This window comes from Micromonospora sp. NPDC053740, from assembly GCF_040677775.1.
GTDB classification, from domain to species: Bacteria; Actinomycetota; Actinomycetes; order Mycobacteriales; family Micromonosporaceae; genus Micromonospora; species Micromonospora alfalfae.
Window position 1 is genome coordinate 317,587 of record NZ_JBFASO010000008.1, and the last position, 16,404, is coordinate 333,990.

The 16,404-nt window shown below is 70.4% G+C and carries 14 protein-coding genes; 5 read left to right on the forward strand and 9 right to left on the reverse strand.

The window, feature by feature from the left end; all coding sequences use genetic code 11:
* The first annotated feature begins 25 nt into the window (after positions 1 to 25).
* Positions 26 to 253 carry a helix-turn-helix domain-containing protein gene (locus AB0K35_RS22450; RefSeq protein WP_030490852.1) on the forward strand — a complete coding sequence of 76 codons (228 nt, stop codon included), beginning with the start codon at positions 26 to 28 and terminating at the stop codon, positions 251 to 253.
* Between the two features lie 226 nt (positions 254 to 479).
* A complete protein-coding gene (locus AB0K35_RS22455; protein WP_238666591.1) occupies positions 480 to 1,073 on the forward strand; it encodes an Rv3235 family protein in 594 nt (197 codons plus the stop codon).
* Between the two features lie 104 nt (positions 1,074 to 1,177).
* On the opposite strand, the gene secA is transcribed toward AB0K35_RS22455, so the two are convergent.
* Entirely contained in the window at positions 1,178 to 4,105 is a 2,928-nt protein-coding gene (gene secA / locus AB0K35_RS22460; RefSeq protein ID WP_238666592.1) for a preprotein translocase subunit SecA, read from the reverse strand.
* A gap of 168 nt (positions 4,106 to 4,273) precedes the next feature.
* Here secA and AB0K35_RS22465 point away from each other — a divergent pair, with 168 nt between their 5' ends.
* Positions 4,274 to 5,425 carry a GNAT family N-acetyltransferase gene (locus AB0K35_RS22465; RefSeq protein ID WP_238666593.1) on the forward strand — a complete coding sequence of 384 codons (1,152 nt, stop codon included), beginning with the start codon at positions 4,274 to 4,276 and terminating at the stop codon, positions 5,423 to 5,425.
* Positions 5,422 to 6,534 (forward strand): GNAT family N-acetyltransferase, encoded by a 1,113-nt coding sequence (locus AB0K35_RS22470; protein WP_363887297.1) that lies wholly within the window; start codon positions 5,422 to 5,424, stop codon positions 6,532 to 6,534. Before AB0K35_RS22465 ends, AB0K35_RS22470 begins: the two co-directional genes overlap by 4 nt.
* A gap of 66 nt (positions 6,535 to 6,600) precedes the next feature.
* On the opposite strand, the gene raiA is transcribed toward AB0K35_RS22470, so the two are convergent.
* The 8 genes from raiA to efeU all read right to left on the reverse strand — a co-directional run bounded on the left by raiA (position 6,601) and on the right by efeU (position 16,046).
* Entirely contained in the window at positions 6,601 to 7,236 is a 636-nt protein-coding gene (gene raiA / locus AB0K35_RS22475; protein ID WP_210784508.1) for a ribosome-associated translation inhibitor RaiA, read from the reverse strand.
* A 245-nt stretch (positions 7,237 to 7,481) separates the two neighbouring features.
* Positions 7,482 to 8,189 (reverse strand): ComF family protein, encoded by a 708-nt coding sequence (locus AB0K35_RS22480; RefSeq protein WP_363887299.1) that lies wholly within the window; start codon positions 8,187 to 8,189, stop codon positions 7,482 to 7,484.
* A 4-nt stretch (positions 8,190 to 8,193) separates the two neighbouring features.
* On the reverse strand, positions 8,194 to 9,972 hold the full coding sequence (locus AB0K35_RS22485) for an LpqB family beta-propeller domain-containing protein (protein ID WP_238666749.1): 1,779 nt from the start codon (positions 9,970 to 9,972) through the stop codon (positions 8,194 to 8,196).
* 32 nt (positions 9,973 to 10,004) lie between these two features.
* Positions 10,005 to 11,762, reverse strand: coding sequence for an MtrAB system histidine kinase MtrB (gene mtrB, locus AB0K35_RS22490; protein WP_238666596.1), 1,758 nt, complete (start codon positions 11,760 to 11,762; stop codon positions 10,005 to 10,007).
* 12 nt (positions 11,763 to 11,774) lie between these two features.
* On the reverse strand, positions 11,775 to 12,464 hold the full coding sequence (gene mtrA, locus AB0K35_RS22495; protein WP_030331519.1) for an MtrAB system response regulator MtrA: 690 nt from the start codon (positions 12,462 to 12,464) through the stop codon (positions 11,775 to 11,777).
* A 223-nt stretch (positions 12,465 to 12,687) separates the two neighbouring features.
* On the reverse strand, positions 12,688 to 13,965 hold the full coding sequence (efeB, locus tag AB0K35_RS22500) for an iron uptake transporter deferrochelatase/peroxidase subunit (protein ID WP_363887302.1): 1,278 nt from the start codon (positions 13,963 to 13,965) through the stop codon (positions 12,688 to 12,690).
* Between the two features lie 25 nt (positions 13,966 to 13,990).
* The gene (gene efeO / locus AB0K35_RS22505; RefSeq protein WP_238666598.1) at positions 13,991 to 15,124 is read right to left on the reverse strand and encodes an iron uptake system protein EfeO; all 1,134 of its coding nucleotides are present in this window, start codon (positions 15,122 to 15,124) and stop codon (positions 13,991 to 13,993) included.
* 22 nt (positions 15,125 to 15,146) lie between these two features.
* Complete coding sequence (efeU, locus tag AB0K35_RS22510; RefSeq protein ID WP_238666599.1) at positions 15,147 to 16,046, reverse strand: iron uptake transporter permease EfeU; 900 nt, start codon at positions 16,044 to 16,046, stop codon at positions 15,147 to 15,149.
* 137 nt (positions 16,047 to 16,183) lie between these two features.
* Here efeU and AB0K35_RS22515 point away from each other — a divergent pair, with 137 nt between their 5' ends.
* A complete protein-coding gene (locus tag AB0K35_RS22515; RefSeq protein ID WP_238666600.1) occupies positions 16,184 to 16,330 on the forward strand; it encodes a hypothetical protein in 147 nt (48 codons plus the stop codon).
* Positions 16,331 to 16,404: the final 74 nt, after the last annotated feature.

Sequence of the window (16,404 nt, forward strand, 5' to 3'; positions counted from 1 at the left end):
AACGACATCAACCCCGGGAGTTCCTGTGGAGCCGAGGTTCCTGCTGCTCTCCGACGTGGCCGCCGAGCTCAACGTGTCGGACTCGCAGGTCTACCACATGGTGCGCAGCGGAGAACTGCCGGCGATAAAGATCGGCGGACGCGGCCAGTGGCGCGTCGAGCGCGCTCGACTGGAGGAGTACATAGCGCGCAAATATGACGAGACAGCAGACTGGGTGCAGAGCAACCCGCTGGTCGACCGCGACCCCGAGTAGGAGAAGCCCGATTCGCTCTCCAGCCTGACCCCGGAGCATGATCCACTCGGTTTCACGGAAGTCGGGGCGTCAGGGCTGCTGGGACCACGCGATTTCAAGGAACCCGAGTGGATCATGCGCCTTGTCGGGCCGCGGAGGCCACGAAGCATTGACCGAGGCCGTTCTGTCGCTCAGAATCGAGCGTGTCGGAGGCAAACGAAGGCAAACGCAAGATCAAGGGGCCACGATGAGCGGAGCGCGACCCGGTCCTTCCCGACCACCCGTTCGGCTGCGCCCCGTTCCGCCCTTCGACCCGCCATACGTGGACGAGACCGACGGGTCGTACTGGCCGGTGGCGACCGACGGTCAACTCGCCCTCGACCTGTTCGCCTCCACCCGGCCCAGCCCGGTCCGGCCGCCGGAGCGGCGAGCAGCCCTGCGCCCGGTGCCCAACCGGTCCATCGCCACCAACCCGGTCGCGTCGTTGCCGCCGTCGACAGCACCGGAAACCACCCGGGCCGCGCACCGCTTCGTCGGCTCCTGCCTGGAGGTGGTCAACGGCTACCGCTCGCCGGCCCAGGTGCGAGCGCTGCTCGACCCGGCCCGGGCGGGTGACCTGCTGACCGAACTCGCCCGCGCATCCGGCCGGGCCGGGACATCCCGCCGCCGCACCGGCCGACCACTGGTCCGGTTGCTACGTCTGCGGGTCTGCGAGCCCCGGGAGGCCGCGGTGGAGGCGGCAGCCGTCCTCACCGGCGCGGCCGGCCGAAGTTGGGCGATGGCACTGCGCCTCGAACATCGCCGGGGCCGCTGGCTCTGCGTTGCCCTGCACGTGCTCTGACCCCACCTGCCCCGCTCGCCGGCGAGGCTCACAAGACACCGACGGGCCCCGGCCTGCTCGGCCGGGACCCGTCGGTCAGACGCTGTCGGTGCAGCTGCCGTTGGTCAGTTGCCGCCGTTGGGTGCGCCGTGGCAGCGCTTGTACTTGCGGCCCGAGCCACACGGGCACGGCGCGTTGCGGGACGGGCCGTTGCTCGCCTCCGCCTGGTTCGGTGCCGGCCGACGGGCGGCGGCCGACGGCACTGCCGGGCCACGCAGCCCGGATGCCGGCCGCTGCGGCGCGGACGGGGCGCTCCGCCCCGGTGCCGCCGGAGCACCCGGAGCCGGTCGGCCCACACCGAGCGCCGGAGCCTGCTGCTCGGCCTGCTCCACGGCGACAGCGCCCGGGCTGGCCTCACCGTCGATGGTGGGGGCGGAGTATTGCAGCCCCTGCCGACGCGGCGCCTGGTTGAGGCCCTTGGCCCGGATCTCCACCGGCTTGTCGAGCAGGGTGACCTCGTCGGCCCCCTCCTCCGGCTCCGGTTCGGTCACCTGGACGTCGACGTTGTAGAGGAAACCGACGGTCTCCTCCTTGATGCCGTCCATCATGGTGGCGAACATGTCGAAGCCCTCGCGCTGGTATTCCACCACCGGGTCGCGCTGGGCGTACGCCCGGAGGTTGATGCCCTCCTGGAGGTAGTCCATCTCGTAGAGGTGCTCGCGCCACTTGCGGTCGATGACCTGGAGCAGCACCATCCGCTCGAGCTGGCGCACCCCCTCGGTGCCGAGCTGCTCCTCACGCCGGTCGTACGCGGCGTTGGCGTCGTCCTTGAGGCGGGCGACCAGGAAGTCGCTGTCCATGCCGGCCCGGGAGCCACCGGCTTCCTCTTCCAACTCCTCGATCGTCACGCCGACCGGGTAGAGCTGCTTGAGGCTGGACCAGAGCTGCTCAAGGTCCCAGTCTTCGCCGTAGCCGTCCGAGGTGGCACCCCGCACGTACGCCTCGACGGTGTCGTCGATCATGTTGCGAACCTGGTCGGAGAGGTCTTCACCGTTGAGCACCCGGAGCCGCTCGGCGTAGACGACCTGGCGCTGCTTGTTGAGCACCTCGTCGTACTTGAGCACGTTCTTGCGGATCTCGGCGTTCTGGCCCTCGATCTGGGCCTGGGCGCTCTTGATCTGCCGGGTGACCATCTTCGACTCGATGGGCACGTCCTCCGGGATGTTGAAGCGCTCCATCACCGCCTCGACCGCTCCGGCCCGGAAGCGCCGCATCAGCTCGTCCTGCAGTGACAGGTAGAAACGGGACTCGCCCGGGTCGCCCTGCCGGCCGGCGCGACCACGCAGCTGGTTGTCGATCCGCCGGGACTCGTGCCGCTCGGTGCCCAGCACGTAGAGGCCGCCGGCTGCGGAGACCTCGTCCGCCTCGGCATCGCAGGCCTGCTTCCAGGTCGGAAGGACCTCCTCCATCGCCTTGGCGTACTCTTCCTCGTTTTCCACCGGGTCGAGGCCGCGCTGGCGCAGCTCGTTCGCGGCGAGGAACTCGGCGTTGCCGCCGAGCAGGATGTCGGTGCCGCGACCGGCCATGTTGGTCGCCACTGTGACGGCGCCCTTACGCCCCGCCTGGGCGACGATCTCGGCCTCCCGGGCGTGGAACTTGGCGTTCAGCACGTTGTGCGGGATGCCACGGCGGCGCAGCAGTTGGGAGAGGATCTCGGAGTTTTCCACCGAGACGGTGCCCACCAGCACCGGCTGGCCCATCTGGTGCCGCTCGGCGATGTCCTCGATGACGGCGTTGAACTTGGCCTTCTCCGTCTTGTAGATGACGTCCGGCCGGTCCTCGCGAACCATCGGGCGGTGGGTCGGGATGGTCACGACGCCGACCTTGTAGACCTTGTTGAACTCGCTCGCCTCGGTCTGCGCCGTACCGGTCATCCCGGACAGCTTCTCGTAGAGGCGGAAGTAGTTCTGGAGGGTGATGGTGGCCAGGGTCTGGTTCTCCTGCTTGATCTCCACCCCCTCCTTGGCCTCGATCGCCTGGTGCATGCCCTCGTTGTAGCGACGGCCGTGCAGGATGCGACCGGTGAACTCGTCGACGATCAGGACCTCACCGTCGCTGACGATGTAGTCCTTGTCGCGCTTGTAGAGCTCCTTGGCCTTGATGGCGTTGTTGAGGTAGCCGACCAGCGGGGTGTTCACCGACTCGTACAGGTTGTCGATGCCGAGCCGGTCCTCGACCTTGGCGACACCCCGCTCGGTCACCGCGATGGTGCGCTTGGAGTGGTCGACCTCGTAGTCGCCCTCGCCGTCGGTGCCGGGCTGGAGCCTGGCCACCACGCCGGCGAACTCGCCGTACCAGCGGGCGGAATGCTCGGCCGGGCCGGAGATGATCAGCGGGGTGCGGGCCTCGTCGATCAGGATGGAGTCGACCTCGTCGACCACCGCGAAGTTGTGCCCGCGCTGCACCAGCTCGTCCTTCGACCAGGCCATGTTGTCGCGCAGGTAGTCGAAGCCGAACTCGTTGTTGGTGCCGTAGGTGATGTCGCACTCGTAGGCGGCCTTGTGCTCGGTGGCCGGCCGGTTGGGCAGGACCACGCCGACGGTCAGCCCGAGGAACTCGTGCACCCGGCCCATCCACGCCGCGTCACGCTGGGCGAGGTAGTCGTTGACCGTGATCACGTGGACGCCCTTGCCGGAGAGCGCGTTGAGGTAGACGGCCATGACCGAGGTCAGCGTCTTACCCTCACCGGTCTTCATCTCGGCGATGTTGCCGAAGTGCAGCGCCGCGCCGCCCATCACCTGGACGTCGTACGGGCGCTGGCCGAGCACCCTGGCAGCCGCTTCGCGGGCCACCGCGAACGCCTCCGGCAGCAGGTCGTCGAGGGTCTCGCCCTCGTCGAGCCGCTCCCGGAACTGCTCGGTCATGCCGGCCAGCTCCTCGTCGGTGAGGTTGACGTAGTCGTCCTCGATCGAGGTGACGGCGGCGGCGATGGCCTTGAGCCGGCGCACCATGCGGCCCTCGCCCGCGTTAAGGACCTTTTCCAGAATCGACACGGATCAACGCTCCCCTAGACAGTCTCGAACCATCGTAGGCGCTCCATCGGCGCGATGGTCACTGGTGGCGGTGCTCGACCCCGCCGAACCCGACATAACTCGCGTCCTGCACACGCCCCAAACGTTATCCGGTTACGCCGTCGGCGAACGCTACGGCAGGATGCACGGGTGGAGCTCGTGGAGATCATCGAGGACGGCGTGCTGCTGCGGCCCTGGCGAGAGACGGATGCCGAGGCCGTGCACCGAGCCTGCCAGGACCCGGACATTCAGCGTTGGACCACCGTACCGCGCCCGTACCGACCGGAACACGCCCACGGATTTGTCACCGAGATGAGCCGGAAGGCCTGGGCCGAGGGCACCGGGGCGCCATTCGCGGTCTGCGACCCGAGCACCGGGGAACTGCTGGGTTCCAGTGGGCTGATCTCGATCGACAAGGACGGCACCGGCGAGGTCGGCTACTGGACGGCACCCTGGGCGCGTGGTCGGGGCGTGATGGTCCGGGCGACCCGGGCGGTGGCCCGCTGGTCCTTCGACACCCTCGGGCTTCGCCGGCTCATCTGGCAGGCCGAGGTGGGCAACCACGCCTCCCGGCTGGTGGCACTGCGGGCCGGTTTCCGGGTCGACGGCAGGTTGCGGCTGGCCAACCCGGCGCTGCCCGGCAGCGCGGACGGCTGGATCGGCTCGCTGCTGCCCGGCGAGGTGCCGGCCGCCGGGTCGACCGGTCCGGCCGGACCGGGCACCCTCGCCGCGCGGCGGGCCGCCGTCTTCGGCCGCTCGCAGCCCGTCCTGTTCGCCGAGACCGGGGCCGGCGAGCTGCGTCTGCGGCCCATGGAGGAGATGGACCTGGACGCCGTGGTGCAGACCTGCCGGGACCCGGAGAGCATCCGCTGGACGACGGTGCCGGACCCGTACGAGCGTGCCGACGCGCAGGGCTACCAGGCTTACGGTCAGGACGCCTGGGCTCGGGGGGACGCCGCCTGCTTCGTGATCGCCGACTCCGACGACCGTTACGTGGGGACGCTCGACCTGCGGCTCTCCCCCGCCGACCCGCTGCTGGCCGACGTGGGCTTCATGACCGCCCCGGCGGCCCGTGGCCGGGGTCACCTGCCGGCCGCGCTGGTGGCACTGAGCGCCTGGGGGTTCAGCACGCTGGGCCTGGCGCGGATCGAGTGGAAGGCGAACGTGGGCAACACCGCCTCCCGCCGGGCGGCGGAGAAGGCGGGCTTCCTGATCGAGGGAATCGCCCGAGGCGGCGTGCAGCACCGGGGCGAGAGGGTGGACGTGTGGGTCGGGGCACTTCTCGCGAAGGATCTGGGATGAGTCTGCGGCCGGTCGTCGAGGCGCACGGGGTGCGGCTGCGCCCGTTCCGCGCGGAGGACAGCGCCGACGTGGTCGACGGCTGCGCGGACCCGCTGACTCAACGCTTCGTGTCGAACCTGCCGACCCCGTACACCGGGACCGACGCCCGCTGGTGGATCGAGGTCGGCGCCCCGGCGGCCTGGACCGGCGGCGGCGCTGCGTACGCCGTCGCAGACCCCGCGACGGATCGGCTGCTCGGCGCGGTGGGGCTGAACAACCCGGTGCCCGCCCGGGGTCAGCTGGAGATCGGTTACTGGATGCGACCGGCGGCGCGCGGTCGCGGGCTGGCGACCGCGGCGACCCGCGCGCTGAGCGAGCACGCGTTCGCCGCCGGGGCGGCCAGACTGGAGCTGCTGACCGAACCGGAGAACGGTCCGAGCCAGCGGGTCGCGCTGGCCACCGGCTTCCGCTACGAGGGTCTGCGCCGGTCCGCCGGTGCGTCCGGCGACGCGGGTCGGCACGATCTGCTGGCCTGGGTACGCGTCGCCGGTGATCCGTCCGGCCCGGCCACCCGGCTGCTGCCCGACCTGCCCGGCGGGGTGCTAACCGACCAGGTGGTGGGGCTGCGCCCACTCGGGCCGGACGACGCGGCGCTGATGTACCGACTGCACAGCCGACCCGAGGTGGTGGCGAACCAGGCGCCACCGGTGCCACCGACCCGCGAGGCGATCGAGCGGCGTTGTCGTCTCGCGCAGAGCGGCTGGCTGACCGGCGAGATCGCCCGGCTGCTGATTCTGGATGTGGCGAGCGGCGAGCCCGTGGGCAGTTGCGGCTTGTCGTACACGGACGTGGCCGCCGGCGAGGCGTCGGTCGGCTACGCGTTGCTGCCGGACTGGCGCGGCCGGGGGTACGCGACGAGGGCGGTCCGGCTGCTCGCGGACTGGGCGTTCGGTCCGGCCGGTATCGCCCGACTGTCGGCGGGCACGGTGCCGGACAACACCGCGTCGCACCGGGTGCTGGAGCGGGTCGGTTTTCAGCGCGAGGGCCTTCAGCGTGGCCGGCTGCCCGGGCTGGCCGGCACCCGTCTGGACGACCTGACCTTCGCGCTGCTCCCGGCCGACCTGCGTTGACAGATCATGGAGTTGTGGTGGGCGTTCCCCACCACAACTCCATGATCGACACGGATCGGTTACCGGTCAGGTGGCGAGGGAGATGATGCCGTAGTCATACGCGTGGCGCCGGTAGACGACGCTGGGGCGGCCGGACTCCTTGTCCTGGAAGAGGTAGAAGTCGTGGCCGACCAGCTCCATCTCGAACAAGGCGTCGTCGATGGTCATCGGCTCGGCCGGGTGCACCTTCTCCCGGGCGATGTGCCACGGCTGGTCGTCCTGCTCCTCTTCGACCCGCTCCGCGACAGCGGTGCCGGCGCGGGCGCCGTCGCTCGGCGCGCTCAGCGCGCTGGGCACCAGGTCCGCGACCGGAAGGCCCGCTGTGGCCTCGGCGACGGAGATCGGCGCGTGCCGACCACGGTGTACGCGGCGGCGGTCGGCAGCGCGGCGTAGCCGGGTGTCGAGCTTCGCGATGGCCGCGTCGAGCGCGCTGTAGAAGTCGTTCGTGCAGGCTTCGGCCCTAATCACCGGACCTCGGGAAACGCAGGTGATCTCCACCCGCTGGCAGTGGTCGGCCTGGCGCGGATTGCGCTCGTGAAACAGCTCGACATCAACGCGAATAAGTTTGTGGTCGTAGCGTTCGATCTTCGCGAGTTTCTCGGCTACGTGTACCCGGTAATGGTCCGGCACTTCGACGTTTCGGCCCTTGACCACGATGTCCACGTGACCTCCCTTGTTCGGACGGTCTTCGATCCGGTTGCCCGGCCGCGCGCCGTGGGGAGACCCGCTGGCGTCGACCGGTTGGTACGGCTACGCCTCCTCTCACCGCCAGGGGCGGTTGGAACGACCTCCTACCCCCGACAGCGAAACGCTAACTCCTGTTTGCCCGGCAGTCACCCCATGTTGCCGAGACGGCCCAGGATTTTTCGCAGCTCATACACCAACGGGTGAAACGGAAACACTATCGGTTACGACTGGTGTCTTTTCTCGGTCGCCGCGAGCACCGCCGCCATACTCGGTGCCCATCCTGTGGCGGTCAGCACCCGGCTCGCGGCGGCGAGGGTCACGCCGGTGGTGACGATGTCGTCGAGCAGCACCACCACCGGCGTCGCGCCCCCGGTACGACCCCGGCCCGGCCCGATCGAGCGGGGCTGGAAGGCCGCCTCGGCCGCCGCCGCGCGCCCGGCGCTGTCAAGGGTGACCGAGTCGGGCCGGGGCGACGCCCGCAGCGGACGGTGCACCCGCACCGCCCAACCGCTCCGGTTCAGCCGGGCCGCGCAGTGCCGGGCAAGCCGGTCGAGGTGGTCCCCGTAGCGGGACCGGGCCGCCGCCGCGGTGTCCGGGACCGGAACCAACGCCAGCGGACGGGCCCCGCCAACGGCCGTCGCGACGACCTCGGCGAGCAGAGCGCCGAGCGGGCGAGCCAGCCCGTGTCGGCCGTGTTCCTTGTACGCCAGCAGAGCCTCACGCAGCGGACCCGCGTACGGGCCGAGTGCGACGCAGGACGGCAGGCCCGGCGGGGCGGGTGTGGGGCGGACCGCCCGGGGCCGCAGTTCGCCGAGCGCCGCGACACAGGCTGGGCAGACCCCGTGCCGCAGGCCGGGTCGGCGCTCCCGACAACCGGCGCAGTCGGCGGGCAGCACCAGGTCGGCGAGGTCCGCCCAGAGCCCGCTCACCGGGTCAGTAGAGGAAGAACGGGGCGGACGGGCTGCTCGGGCGCACGCCGGTCGGCACCGGGGCGATGTCGCGTACCCGGTCGGGCTCGATCCGTTCGAACGGGCTGCTGCGGTAGGCCACCCCGTTCGCCTCGTACATGTACGCCCCGCTGGACGCCCGCACACTGCGGTTGGTCGGATACGCGGTCAGATGGTTGACCTTGGCACCGAGGTCGGTCTTCAACGGCGTCTCCAGGGCGCCGTCGACACTGATCTCGTAGATCGCCGGCTGGCCGACCGACCCCGCCACCACCAGCTGGTCCTCCCCGCCCCAGTCAACCGCCGTGGGGTTGGTCAGCGAGGTGACCAACTCTCGGGGCGGACCGACGGAGGCCCCGCCGCCGTCGAGGTTGACCGCGGCGACGTAGAGACGGCCGCCAGCGATCAGTGCCACCCGCTGGCCGTCCAGCGCGGCGGCCACCGCGGTGACCGCGGCGGACGGCAGGTTGAGCGGCACCGGATACATCCGGGCCGCCTCGTCGAACCGGTAGAGCTGCCCGTCGGCCACCACCAGGCCGCGGCTGGGGCGGTTGTCGACGGTACGCAGCCAGACCGGTCGGCCGATCGAGGAGTACTCGGTGCCGCTGCGGCTGATCACGGAGACCGGGTCGACGCCGGTGCCCACGGCGAGTCGGTACCGGTTCTTGCCGCTGCCGGCGACCACCATCGCGGCGAGGATCCGGCGGTCCTTGGCCAGCCCGAGGCCGGCGGAGACGACGTTACGGTTGGCCTCGGGTGTCAACGGCACAGTGCCGCTGGGCTCGCCGTCGAAGTCGAGTGGGTGGATCGCCCCGTCGTACACACCGAACCGCTGCGGGCTGGCGGCATACGGATAGAGCACCTGGGAGTCTCGTCGCTCGCCCAGGTCCACCACGGGCTGCGCGTTGTTACGGACCTTCAACTCCAGCTGACCGGTGAGGTCGCCCAACGACCAGGCGATCTGCGTGATCAACTGATCGATCCCGCTCTGGTCGTCACCGGACATGTCCAGGTTGACCTCCCACCGACCGTTGCCGCCGGTGGCGTTGTTGATCAGCTCGGTGCGGTCCGGAAGCCCGACGACTCCCGGGCGCAACCAGTCGGAGGGACCGCCGACCAGCCACTTCACCACCTCGTTGACCTGCCGCTCGACCGGCACCGCCTGCGGCCGGTAGCGCTGATCGGGCACCAGGCGGCTGCGGTCCGAACTCCAGAAGTAGATCGTCTCGCTCTGGTAGTACTGCTGAAGGGCGGTGTCGCTGAGCAGCAGCACGTTGGGCGGGTTGATCACGTACAAGCCGGCCCGTTCGTCGTTGACGCCGCCGTTGAAGGACGCGCTGCGCAGGCCGAACTCGTACTCCGTCTCGGTCGACACCGGTGGGGCCAGGGTGCCGTTGGCCCGCAGCACGCCGATCTGCTGCACGGCGATCTTCACGGTCGTGGTCGAGTCTCTGTTGAGGGTGTAGACCGCCTCGCGCAGCCGGACCACGTTCAGCGCGACCTCGCTGCCCTTCTTGTCCTGTAGGCGGCTCTTGTCCTCCGGGGCGATGTACGCCTTGACCCGCTCGTACGCCCGATCCGGCTCGCCGGCGGCGGCGGACAGGAAGTTGCGGACGAAGGCCTCGTTGACGCTGCCGCTGGCCGTCCGCGTCGGTGGCTCACTGCCCCGACTGATCACGCCGGCCTCGGTCGCGGCGCCGCCCTTGCCGTCCACCCGCACGTCGGACGCCGCCGGGATGCCACAGCCGGCCCCCAGCAGCACCATCACGCCGAACGCCCCGAGCAGAGTCGGCCGTCTCACGAGCGCACCTCCGTCCGCTGGCCGTCCCCAACCGGAGCCGGGCCGATCGCCAACGCCCCGCCGGTGCCGGGCCCGATGGCCAGTGGCCCACCGTCGCGGGGGCCGCCGAACGGCAGGGCGGCGTCGGCCGGCACCAGCCGCAGCGGCGAGGTGGTCAGCCGATCGCCCGCACGGGCCGGCAGGGTGAGCCGGAACTGCGCGCCCTGCCCGGGGGCACCCCACGCCTCCAGCCAGCCGCCGTGCAGCCGAGCGTCCTCCAGGCTGATCGACAGGCCCAGGCCGGTGCCCCCGGTCTGCCGAGCCCGGGACGGGTCCGCCCGCCAGAACCGGTTGAACACCAACTTCTCCTCGCCCACCTTCAGCCCCACACCGTGGTCGCGGACGGTGATCGCCACGGCGGTCTCGTCGATGCCGAGGGTGATCAGCACCGGGCGGGCCTCGCCGTGCTCGACGGCGTTGCCGACCAGGTTGCGCAACACCCGCTCGACCCGGCGCGGGTCGACCTCGGCGATCACCGGCGTGCCCGGCAGGTCGAGTTCGATGGGTACGCCCACCCGCTCGGCCAGGCCAGCCAGCCGGTCGACCACCCGGTGCACCACCGGCACCAGGTCGGTCGGTTCGGAATCCAGCATGGCGAAGCCCGCGTCGAACCGGCTGATCTCCAGCAGGTCGGTCAGCAGTTCCTCGAATCGGTCCAACTCGGCCTGGAGCAGCTCCGCGCTGCGGGCGACCGCCGGGTCGAACTCGTCGCGCTCGGCGAAGATCAGGTCAGCGGCCATCCGAACCGTGGTCAACGGGGTACGCAGCTCGTGCGAGACGTCGGAGGTGAAGCGGCGCTGCAACCGGGACATCTCCTCCAGCCGCAGGATCTGCCGTTGCAGGTTGGTGGCCATCTGGTTGAACGACGCGGCGAGCAGGGCCAGGTCGTCCTCGCCGTTGACCACCATCCGCTGGTCGAGCAGGCCCGCGGAGAGCCGCTGGGCGGTCCGCGCGGCGACCCGGACCGGGTTGACCACCAGCCGGGTCACCAACGCCGCGAGCAACCCGAGCAGGATCACCAGCGCGACTCCGGTGGCCACGACCGTGGCTCGGGCGTCGGCGGCGGTCACGTCCTGCCGGCCCAGCGGCACCAGGTAGTAGAGCTCGATCTGGCCGAAGCTGGTGGGCACCGGCGAGCCGTAGACCAGGTATTTGGTGGTCTCGCCGGTGAGTCGCCCGGTGCGGATCTGGCTGGCCACCTTGCCGTCGGCGATCGCGGCGCGCAGCTCGGGGCTGATCAGCGACTGGACGTTGGCAGACGGGGAGGTGCGGGTCTGGATGTCGTTGGGGTAGTCGTCGGCGGTGATCGCCACCACCACCCCGCTGGTCTGCTGGGGGTCGCCGCCGGCCAGGTAGTTGACAGTGCCGTCGATGGTCTCCTGGAGTTGCGCCTCCTGCGGCTGCCGGTAGAAGGAGACCTGCTTGGCCGCGTAGCTGGCACCGCTGGTCACCCGCTGTCGGACATCGCTGCGAGCGCTGTCGAGCAGGATGGTGGTGATCTTGTCAGCGATCAGGAACGCGAACCCGCCGACCAGCAGGCTGGACGCGACCAGCGTGATGGTCACGACCCGGACCTGGAGCGAGCGGCGCCAGGTCTGATGTGCCCGACCCACCGCACGAGCGACCCGACCGCTCACCGCACGCCAGAGCTCCCCGCCGGCGCTGGGCCGGCGGGCAGCCGTACTCGGGGAGGGTGGGGGCGGCGAGGTCGACACAGTGCGACCAGGCTATCCGGTCCCTGCCTTGTAGCCCACGCCCCGCACGGTGAGGATGATTTCCGGTCGCTCCGGGTCCGGCTCGATCTTGGCCCGCAACCGCTGGACGTGCACGTTGACCAGGCGGGTGTCGGCCGCGTGCCGGTAGCCCCAGACCTGCTCGAGCAGCACCTCGCGGGTGAAGACCTGACGTGGCTTGCGGGCGAGCGCGACCAGCAGGTCGAACTCCAGCGGAGTCAGCTTCACCTCCTCGTCGTTGCGGCTCACCGTGTGCGCCGGAACGTCGATGGTGATCTGGTTGTCCGGCGGCCCGATGGTGAGCATCTCCGGGGCCACGTCCTCGCCTCGGCGCAGTCGGGCCCGCATCCGGGCCACCAGCTCCTTGGGCTTGAACGGCTTGACCACGTAGTCGTCGGCGCCGGACTCCAGGCCGAGCACGACGTCCACGGTGTCGCTCTTGGCGGTCAGCATGACGATGGGCACGCCGGACTCCGCCCGGATGGACCGCGCGACGTCTATACCGCTCATACCGGGAAGCATCAGGTCAAGCAGCACGATATCGGGACGACTGTCGCGAAAGGCGGCCAACGCCCGCTCTCCGTCCGCCACGAACGAGGGCAGGAAACCCTCACTGCGCAGCACGATGCCGAGCATCTCGGCGAGCGCGGGGTCGTCGTCGACCACCAGTACGCGGGCTCTCATGGGATTAATATTGCATCCTCATTCAGTTCGGTGGGACCGGCGTCCGCCGGTAACGTTCCGCGCCGCCATGAAACCGGTGATCGCGGTCCGTGGCGGCGGCGCCACGGCTACGGTGCCTGGCGCGCGAACGGGCCATCGCCAGGCTGCGACCATGATCCCCCTTTGGCGCCGCCTGGCGCTACCGCAGGCTGGGCCGATCCGGTTGTCGCCATCCGGACGACGGTCAGCCGAACAGCCCACGCCCCCAGTGATCCCCGCCGTCGCGTACCCCCGGAGGGCAGGCGAACACCCCGCTGGAGACGTGTCGCAGGTATTCGTTCATCACGTCGTGCCGAGCCAACTGGGTCTGGATCGGCACGAACTGACGGCGCGGGTCGCGCTGGTAGGCGATGAAGAAGAGGCCCGCGTCGAGTCGGCCGAGGCCGTCCGAGCCGTCGACGAAGTTGTAACCCCGGCGCAGCAGCTGAGCGCCGCCGTTCCGACTCGGATGAGCCAACGTGACATGGGCGTGTTCGGCGATCACCGGCTTCCCGTCCGCGCCCTGGGCGGCGAAGTCGGGCTCGTCGAACTCGCCGCTGCGACCCAGCGGCGCGCCGCTGCCCTTGGTCCGGCCGACGATCTCCTCCTGCTCAGCGAGGGAGGTCCGGTCCCAGGTCTCCACGAGCATCCGGATCTTGCGGGTCACCAGGTACGAGCCTCCGGCCATCCAGTCCGGCCCGTCGCCCGGCTGCACCCACAACTGGTCGCGCAGCAGGTCGGTGTCCTCGGCCTTGAGGTTGGCCGTGCCGTCCTTGAACCCGAAGAGGTTGCGCGCGGTGGCCTGCTCACGGGACGTCGACGAGGTGCGGCCGAAGCCCAACTGCGACCAACGGACGCTCACCACACCCATGCCGAGCCGGGCCAGGTTGCGGATCGCGTGCACCGCCACCTGCGGGTCGTTGGCACAGGCCTGGACGCAGAGGTCGCCGCCGGAGAGCTGCGGCTGCAACGCGTCGCCGGGGAACTTCGGCAGCTCGGCGAGGGCTGCGGGCCGACGGTCGGCGAGGCCGAAGCGGTCCCGCCCGTCGGCGTCGCGGAACAGCGTCGGCCCGAAACCAATGGTGAGGGTGAGCTGTGAGGGAGGCAGGCCGAGTGCTTCACCGGTGTCGTCCGGTGGGGCCTCCGGCATCCCGCCGACCGCACCCAGCACCCCGGCGTCGCGCCCCGCCGTCATCCGGGCGGCGGCGGCCGTCCACTCCTCAAGCAGTTCGACGAGTCGGGCCCGGTCCTTGGTGATCACGTCGAAGGCCACGAAGTGCAGCCGGTCCTGCGCCGGGGTGACGATGCCGGCCTGGTGCTCGCCGTGGAACGGCACCGCCCCGGCCGGGTGGTCGCTCGCCGCGGCCGGGCCGTGGGAGCCGTTCAGCAGCGCCCCCGCACCGGCCGCCACTCCGGCGACCCCCGCCACCCCTGCGCCGGCCAGGGTGATCGCCCGGCGCCGGGTGAACCTGCTCCCGCTCATCGACTCGACTCTTTCTGCCAGGTGGTCACTTGGCGACGGCCGCGGCGACCTTGCTGATCGGCTCGGCGAGCGCGTTGATCCCGTCGGAGAGCTCCTTGAGCTCGGCCTTGCTCAGCGCGGTGTGCAGCTTCCACCCGTCGCCGACGCGGTGCTTGCCGAGCAACCCCTCGACGTTGGTGAACTCGGTGTCCAGCTGGGTGACCAGCTCCGGCGAGCGCTGCTGCAACGCGGGCCGCAGGGCGGACACGGCGGCCTTGGAACCTTCGAGGTTGGCGGCGAAGTCCCACAGGTCGGTGTGCGAGTAGCGGTCCTCCTCGCCGGTGATCTTGCCGCTGGCCACCTCGTCGAGCAGTTCCTTGGCACCGTTGGCGAGCTGGAGCGGGGAGAGCTTCTCGGCGTTCGCCTTGGCCACGATCTCCTTGACGTCGACCAGCAGCCGGTCGGCGATGGGGCCGTCCTTGCTGATGTCACCGGACTGCCAGAGGTCCTTCTCGATCCGGTGGAAGCCGGTGAACTCCATCCCCTCCTCGATGACCTCCTCGCGGCCGTCGATCTTGGGGTCGAGGTCGCCGAAGATCTCGGCGACCGGCTCGATCCGCTCCCAGTAGGTGCGGGCGACCGGGTAGAGCGCCTTGGACTTCGCCACATCGCCGGCCTTGACCGCGGCGACGAACTCCTCGGTCTTGTCCAACAGCGCGGTGGTCTGGCTCTTGACGTAGCGCTGGTAGTTGTCGGTGGCGTCACCCAGCGCGGCGTCGGCGGTGAGCGGCTGCGCCGACCCGCTGACCTTGAGCGCGCCCCGGATGCCCTTGCCACTCATCCCCGGCTTGCAGGCCGTCTGGTACGTGCCGGCCGGCAACTCCACGTGCAGCTCGCGGCTCAACCCAGGGGCGATGTTCTCCACCTCGCCCATCACCCGGTCGCCGTCGGCGTACACGTAGAACTCGGTCACCTTCGCGCCCGAATTGGTGATCTTGAAGGTGGCGGTGCCGGCGCCCAGATCGGTCGAGCCGACCTCACAGGAGGTGTCGCTGGCCTTGACCACGATCGGTCCGCCGGACGCGGCCGAGTCACCCTTGTCGGAGTCGGAGCAGGCGGCCACACCGGCCGTCGCCAGCACACCGGCGGCGGCCAGCGCAAAGAACTGGGTGGTACGCATCTAAGCTGTCTCTCCTCGTGGGTCAGGCACGCTGCGGCGTGGACGCCGGCTCGGCCTCGGCGCCGGTGTCGGCCCCGCGCTCGGTGACGGTGGTGGTGGTAGCGGTGGGTGCCGGCTTACGCCGGGCCGGTCGCAGGAAGAGCAGGAGCACCGGTACGGCGTACGCGACCCAGGCGATCGTCTCCAGCACCGTGGGCGCGGGAGTCACGTTGAACATGCCGGCGAGCAGGGCCGCGTACCAGGTGCTCGGGTCGAGCGTGCCGGTGATGTCGAACGCCAGGTCGTTCAGTCCGGGCAGGACACCGGCCTCCTGGAAGTCGTGCACGCCGTACTTGAGGATGCCGGCGGCGACCAGGATCAGCAGCGCGCCGGTCCAGGTGAAGAACTTGCTGAGGTTGATCCGCAGGGCGCTGGCGTAGAGCAGCACGCCGAGGACCACTGCGGTGACGATGCCGCCGATCAACGCGAGCAGCGGGCCGCTGTCGCCGGCAGCTCCCTGGGCGGCCGAGTAGAAGATCAGCGCGGTCTCCAGGCCCTCGCGGATCACCGCGAGGAAGGCCATGCCGGCGACTGCGAGGGACCCGACGGCCAGCGCCTCGGTGAGTTTGCCCCGCAGTTCGCCGGCGATGGTCCGGGCGGCCCGGCGCATCCAGAAGATCATCCAGGTCACGAAGACCACGGCGGCGACCGAGGTGATCGCCTCGAACAACTCACGATCCTCGGATCGGGCCAGCAGCGAGGTCGACGTGTACTCGATCAGCCAGCCGAAGAGCACCGAGAGCGCCACGGCCAGGCCGACGCCCGCCCAGACCTGCGGCAGCCGGTCCCGGCGCTGCGACTTCACCAGGAAGGCGACCAGGATGCTGACCACCAGGGTGGCTTCCAGCCCTTCCCGCAGACCGATCAGGTAGGTGGCGAACATCCGAGCTCCGAGTAGGTTAGGCACGCCTTGGCTGACTTAGGGCAGGCATACCTTCCTCCCTGCTCAGGGCCCTCGTCAAGTTGTTCACGACAAGCTCACCCTGTCTGCGGCGAACCCACTGTGCGAAGATCGGCGCCGTGAGGGGATTCCTGCCGTGGTTGACGGTGCTGGCCGTGGTGCTGCTGCTCAGCGCACTACGCCTGAAGGCGCTGGCCACCCTCGTTTCGCTCGGCTGGCTGGCCTGGTGCATCTGGACCTGGTTCCGCCCCACCCGCCGCACCTAACCCGCCCCGCCGCGCGCCACCCCACCGCCCCCGCGATCTTGCACTTTCTGCGGGGGCATACCGCGCCAAAGCCG

Excerpts from the sequence above, each read along its gene's own strand:
- AB0K35_RS22455 (WP_238666591.1), top strand. The coding sequence starts at position 480 with ATGAGCGGAGCGCGACCCGGTCCTTCCCGACCACCCGTTCGGCTGCGC.
- AB0K35_RS22470 (WP_363887297.1), top strand. The coding sequence starts at position 5,422 with ATGAGTCTGCGGCCGGTCGTCGAGGCGCACGGGGTGCGGCTGCGCCCG.
- AB0K35_RS22485 (WP_238666749.1), bottom strand. The coding sequence starts at position 9,972 with ATGGTGCTGCTGGGGGCCGGCTGTGGCATCCCGGCGGCGTCCGACGTG.
- mtrA (WP_030331519.1), bottom strand. The coding sequence starts at position 12,464 with ATGAGAGCCCGCGTACTGGTGGTCGACGACGACCCCGCGCTCGCCGAG.
- efeB (WP_363887302.1), bottom strand. The coding sequence starts at position 13,965 with ATGAGCGGGAGCAGGTTCACCCGGCGCCGGGCGATCACCCTGGCCGGC.
- efeO (WP_238666598.1), bottom strand. The coding sequence starts at position 15,124 with ATGCGTACCACCCAGTTCTTTGCGCTGGCCGCCGCCGGTGTGCTGGCG.
- efeU (WP_238666599.1), bottom strand. The coding sequence starts at position 16,046 with ATGTTCGCCACCTACCTGATCGGTCTGCGGGAAGGGCTGGAAGCCACC.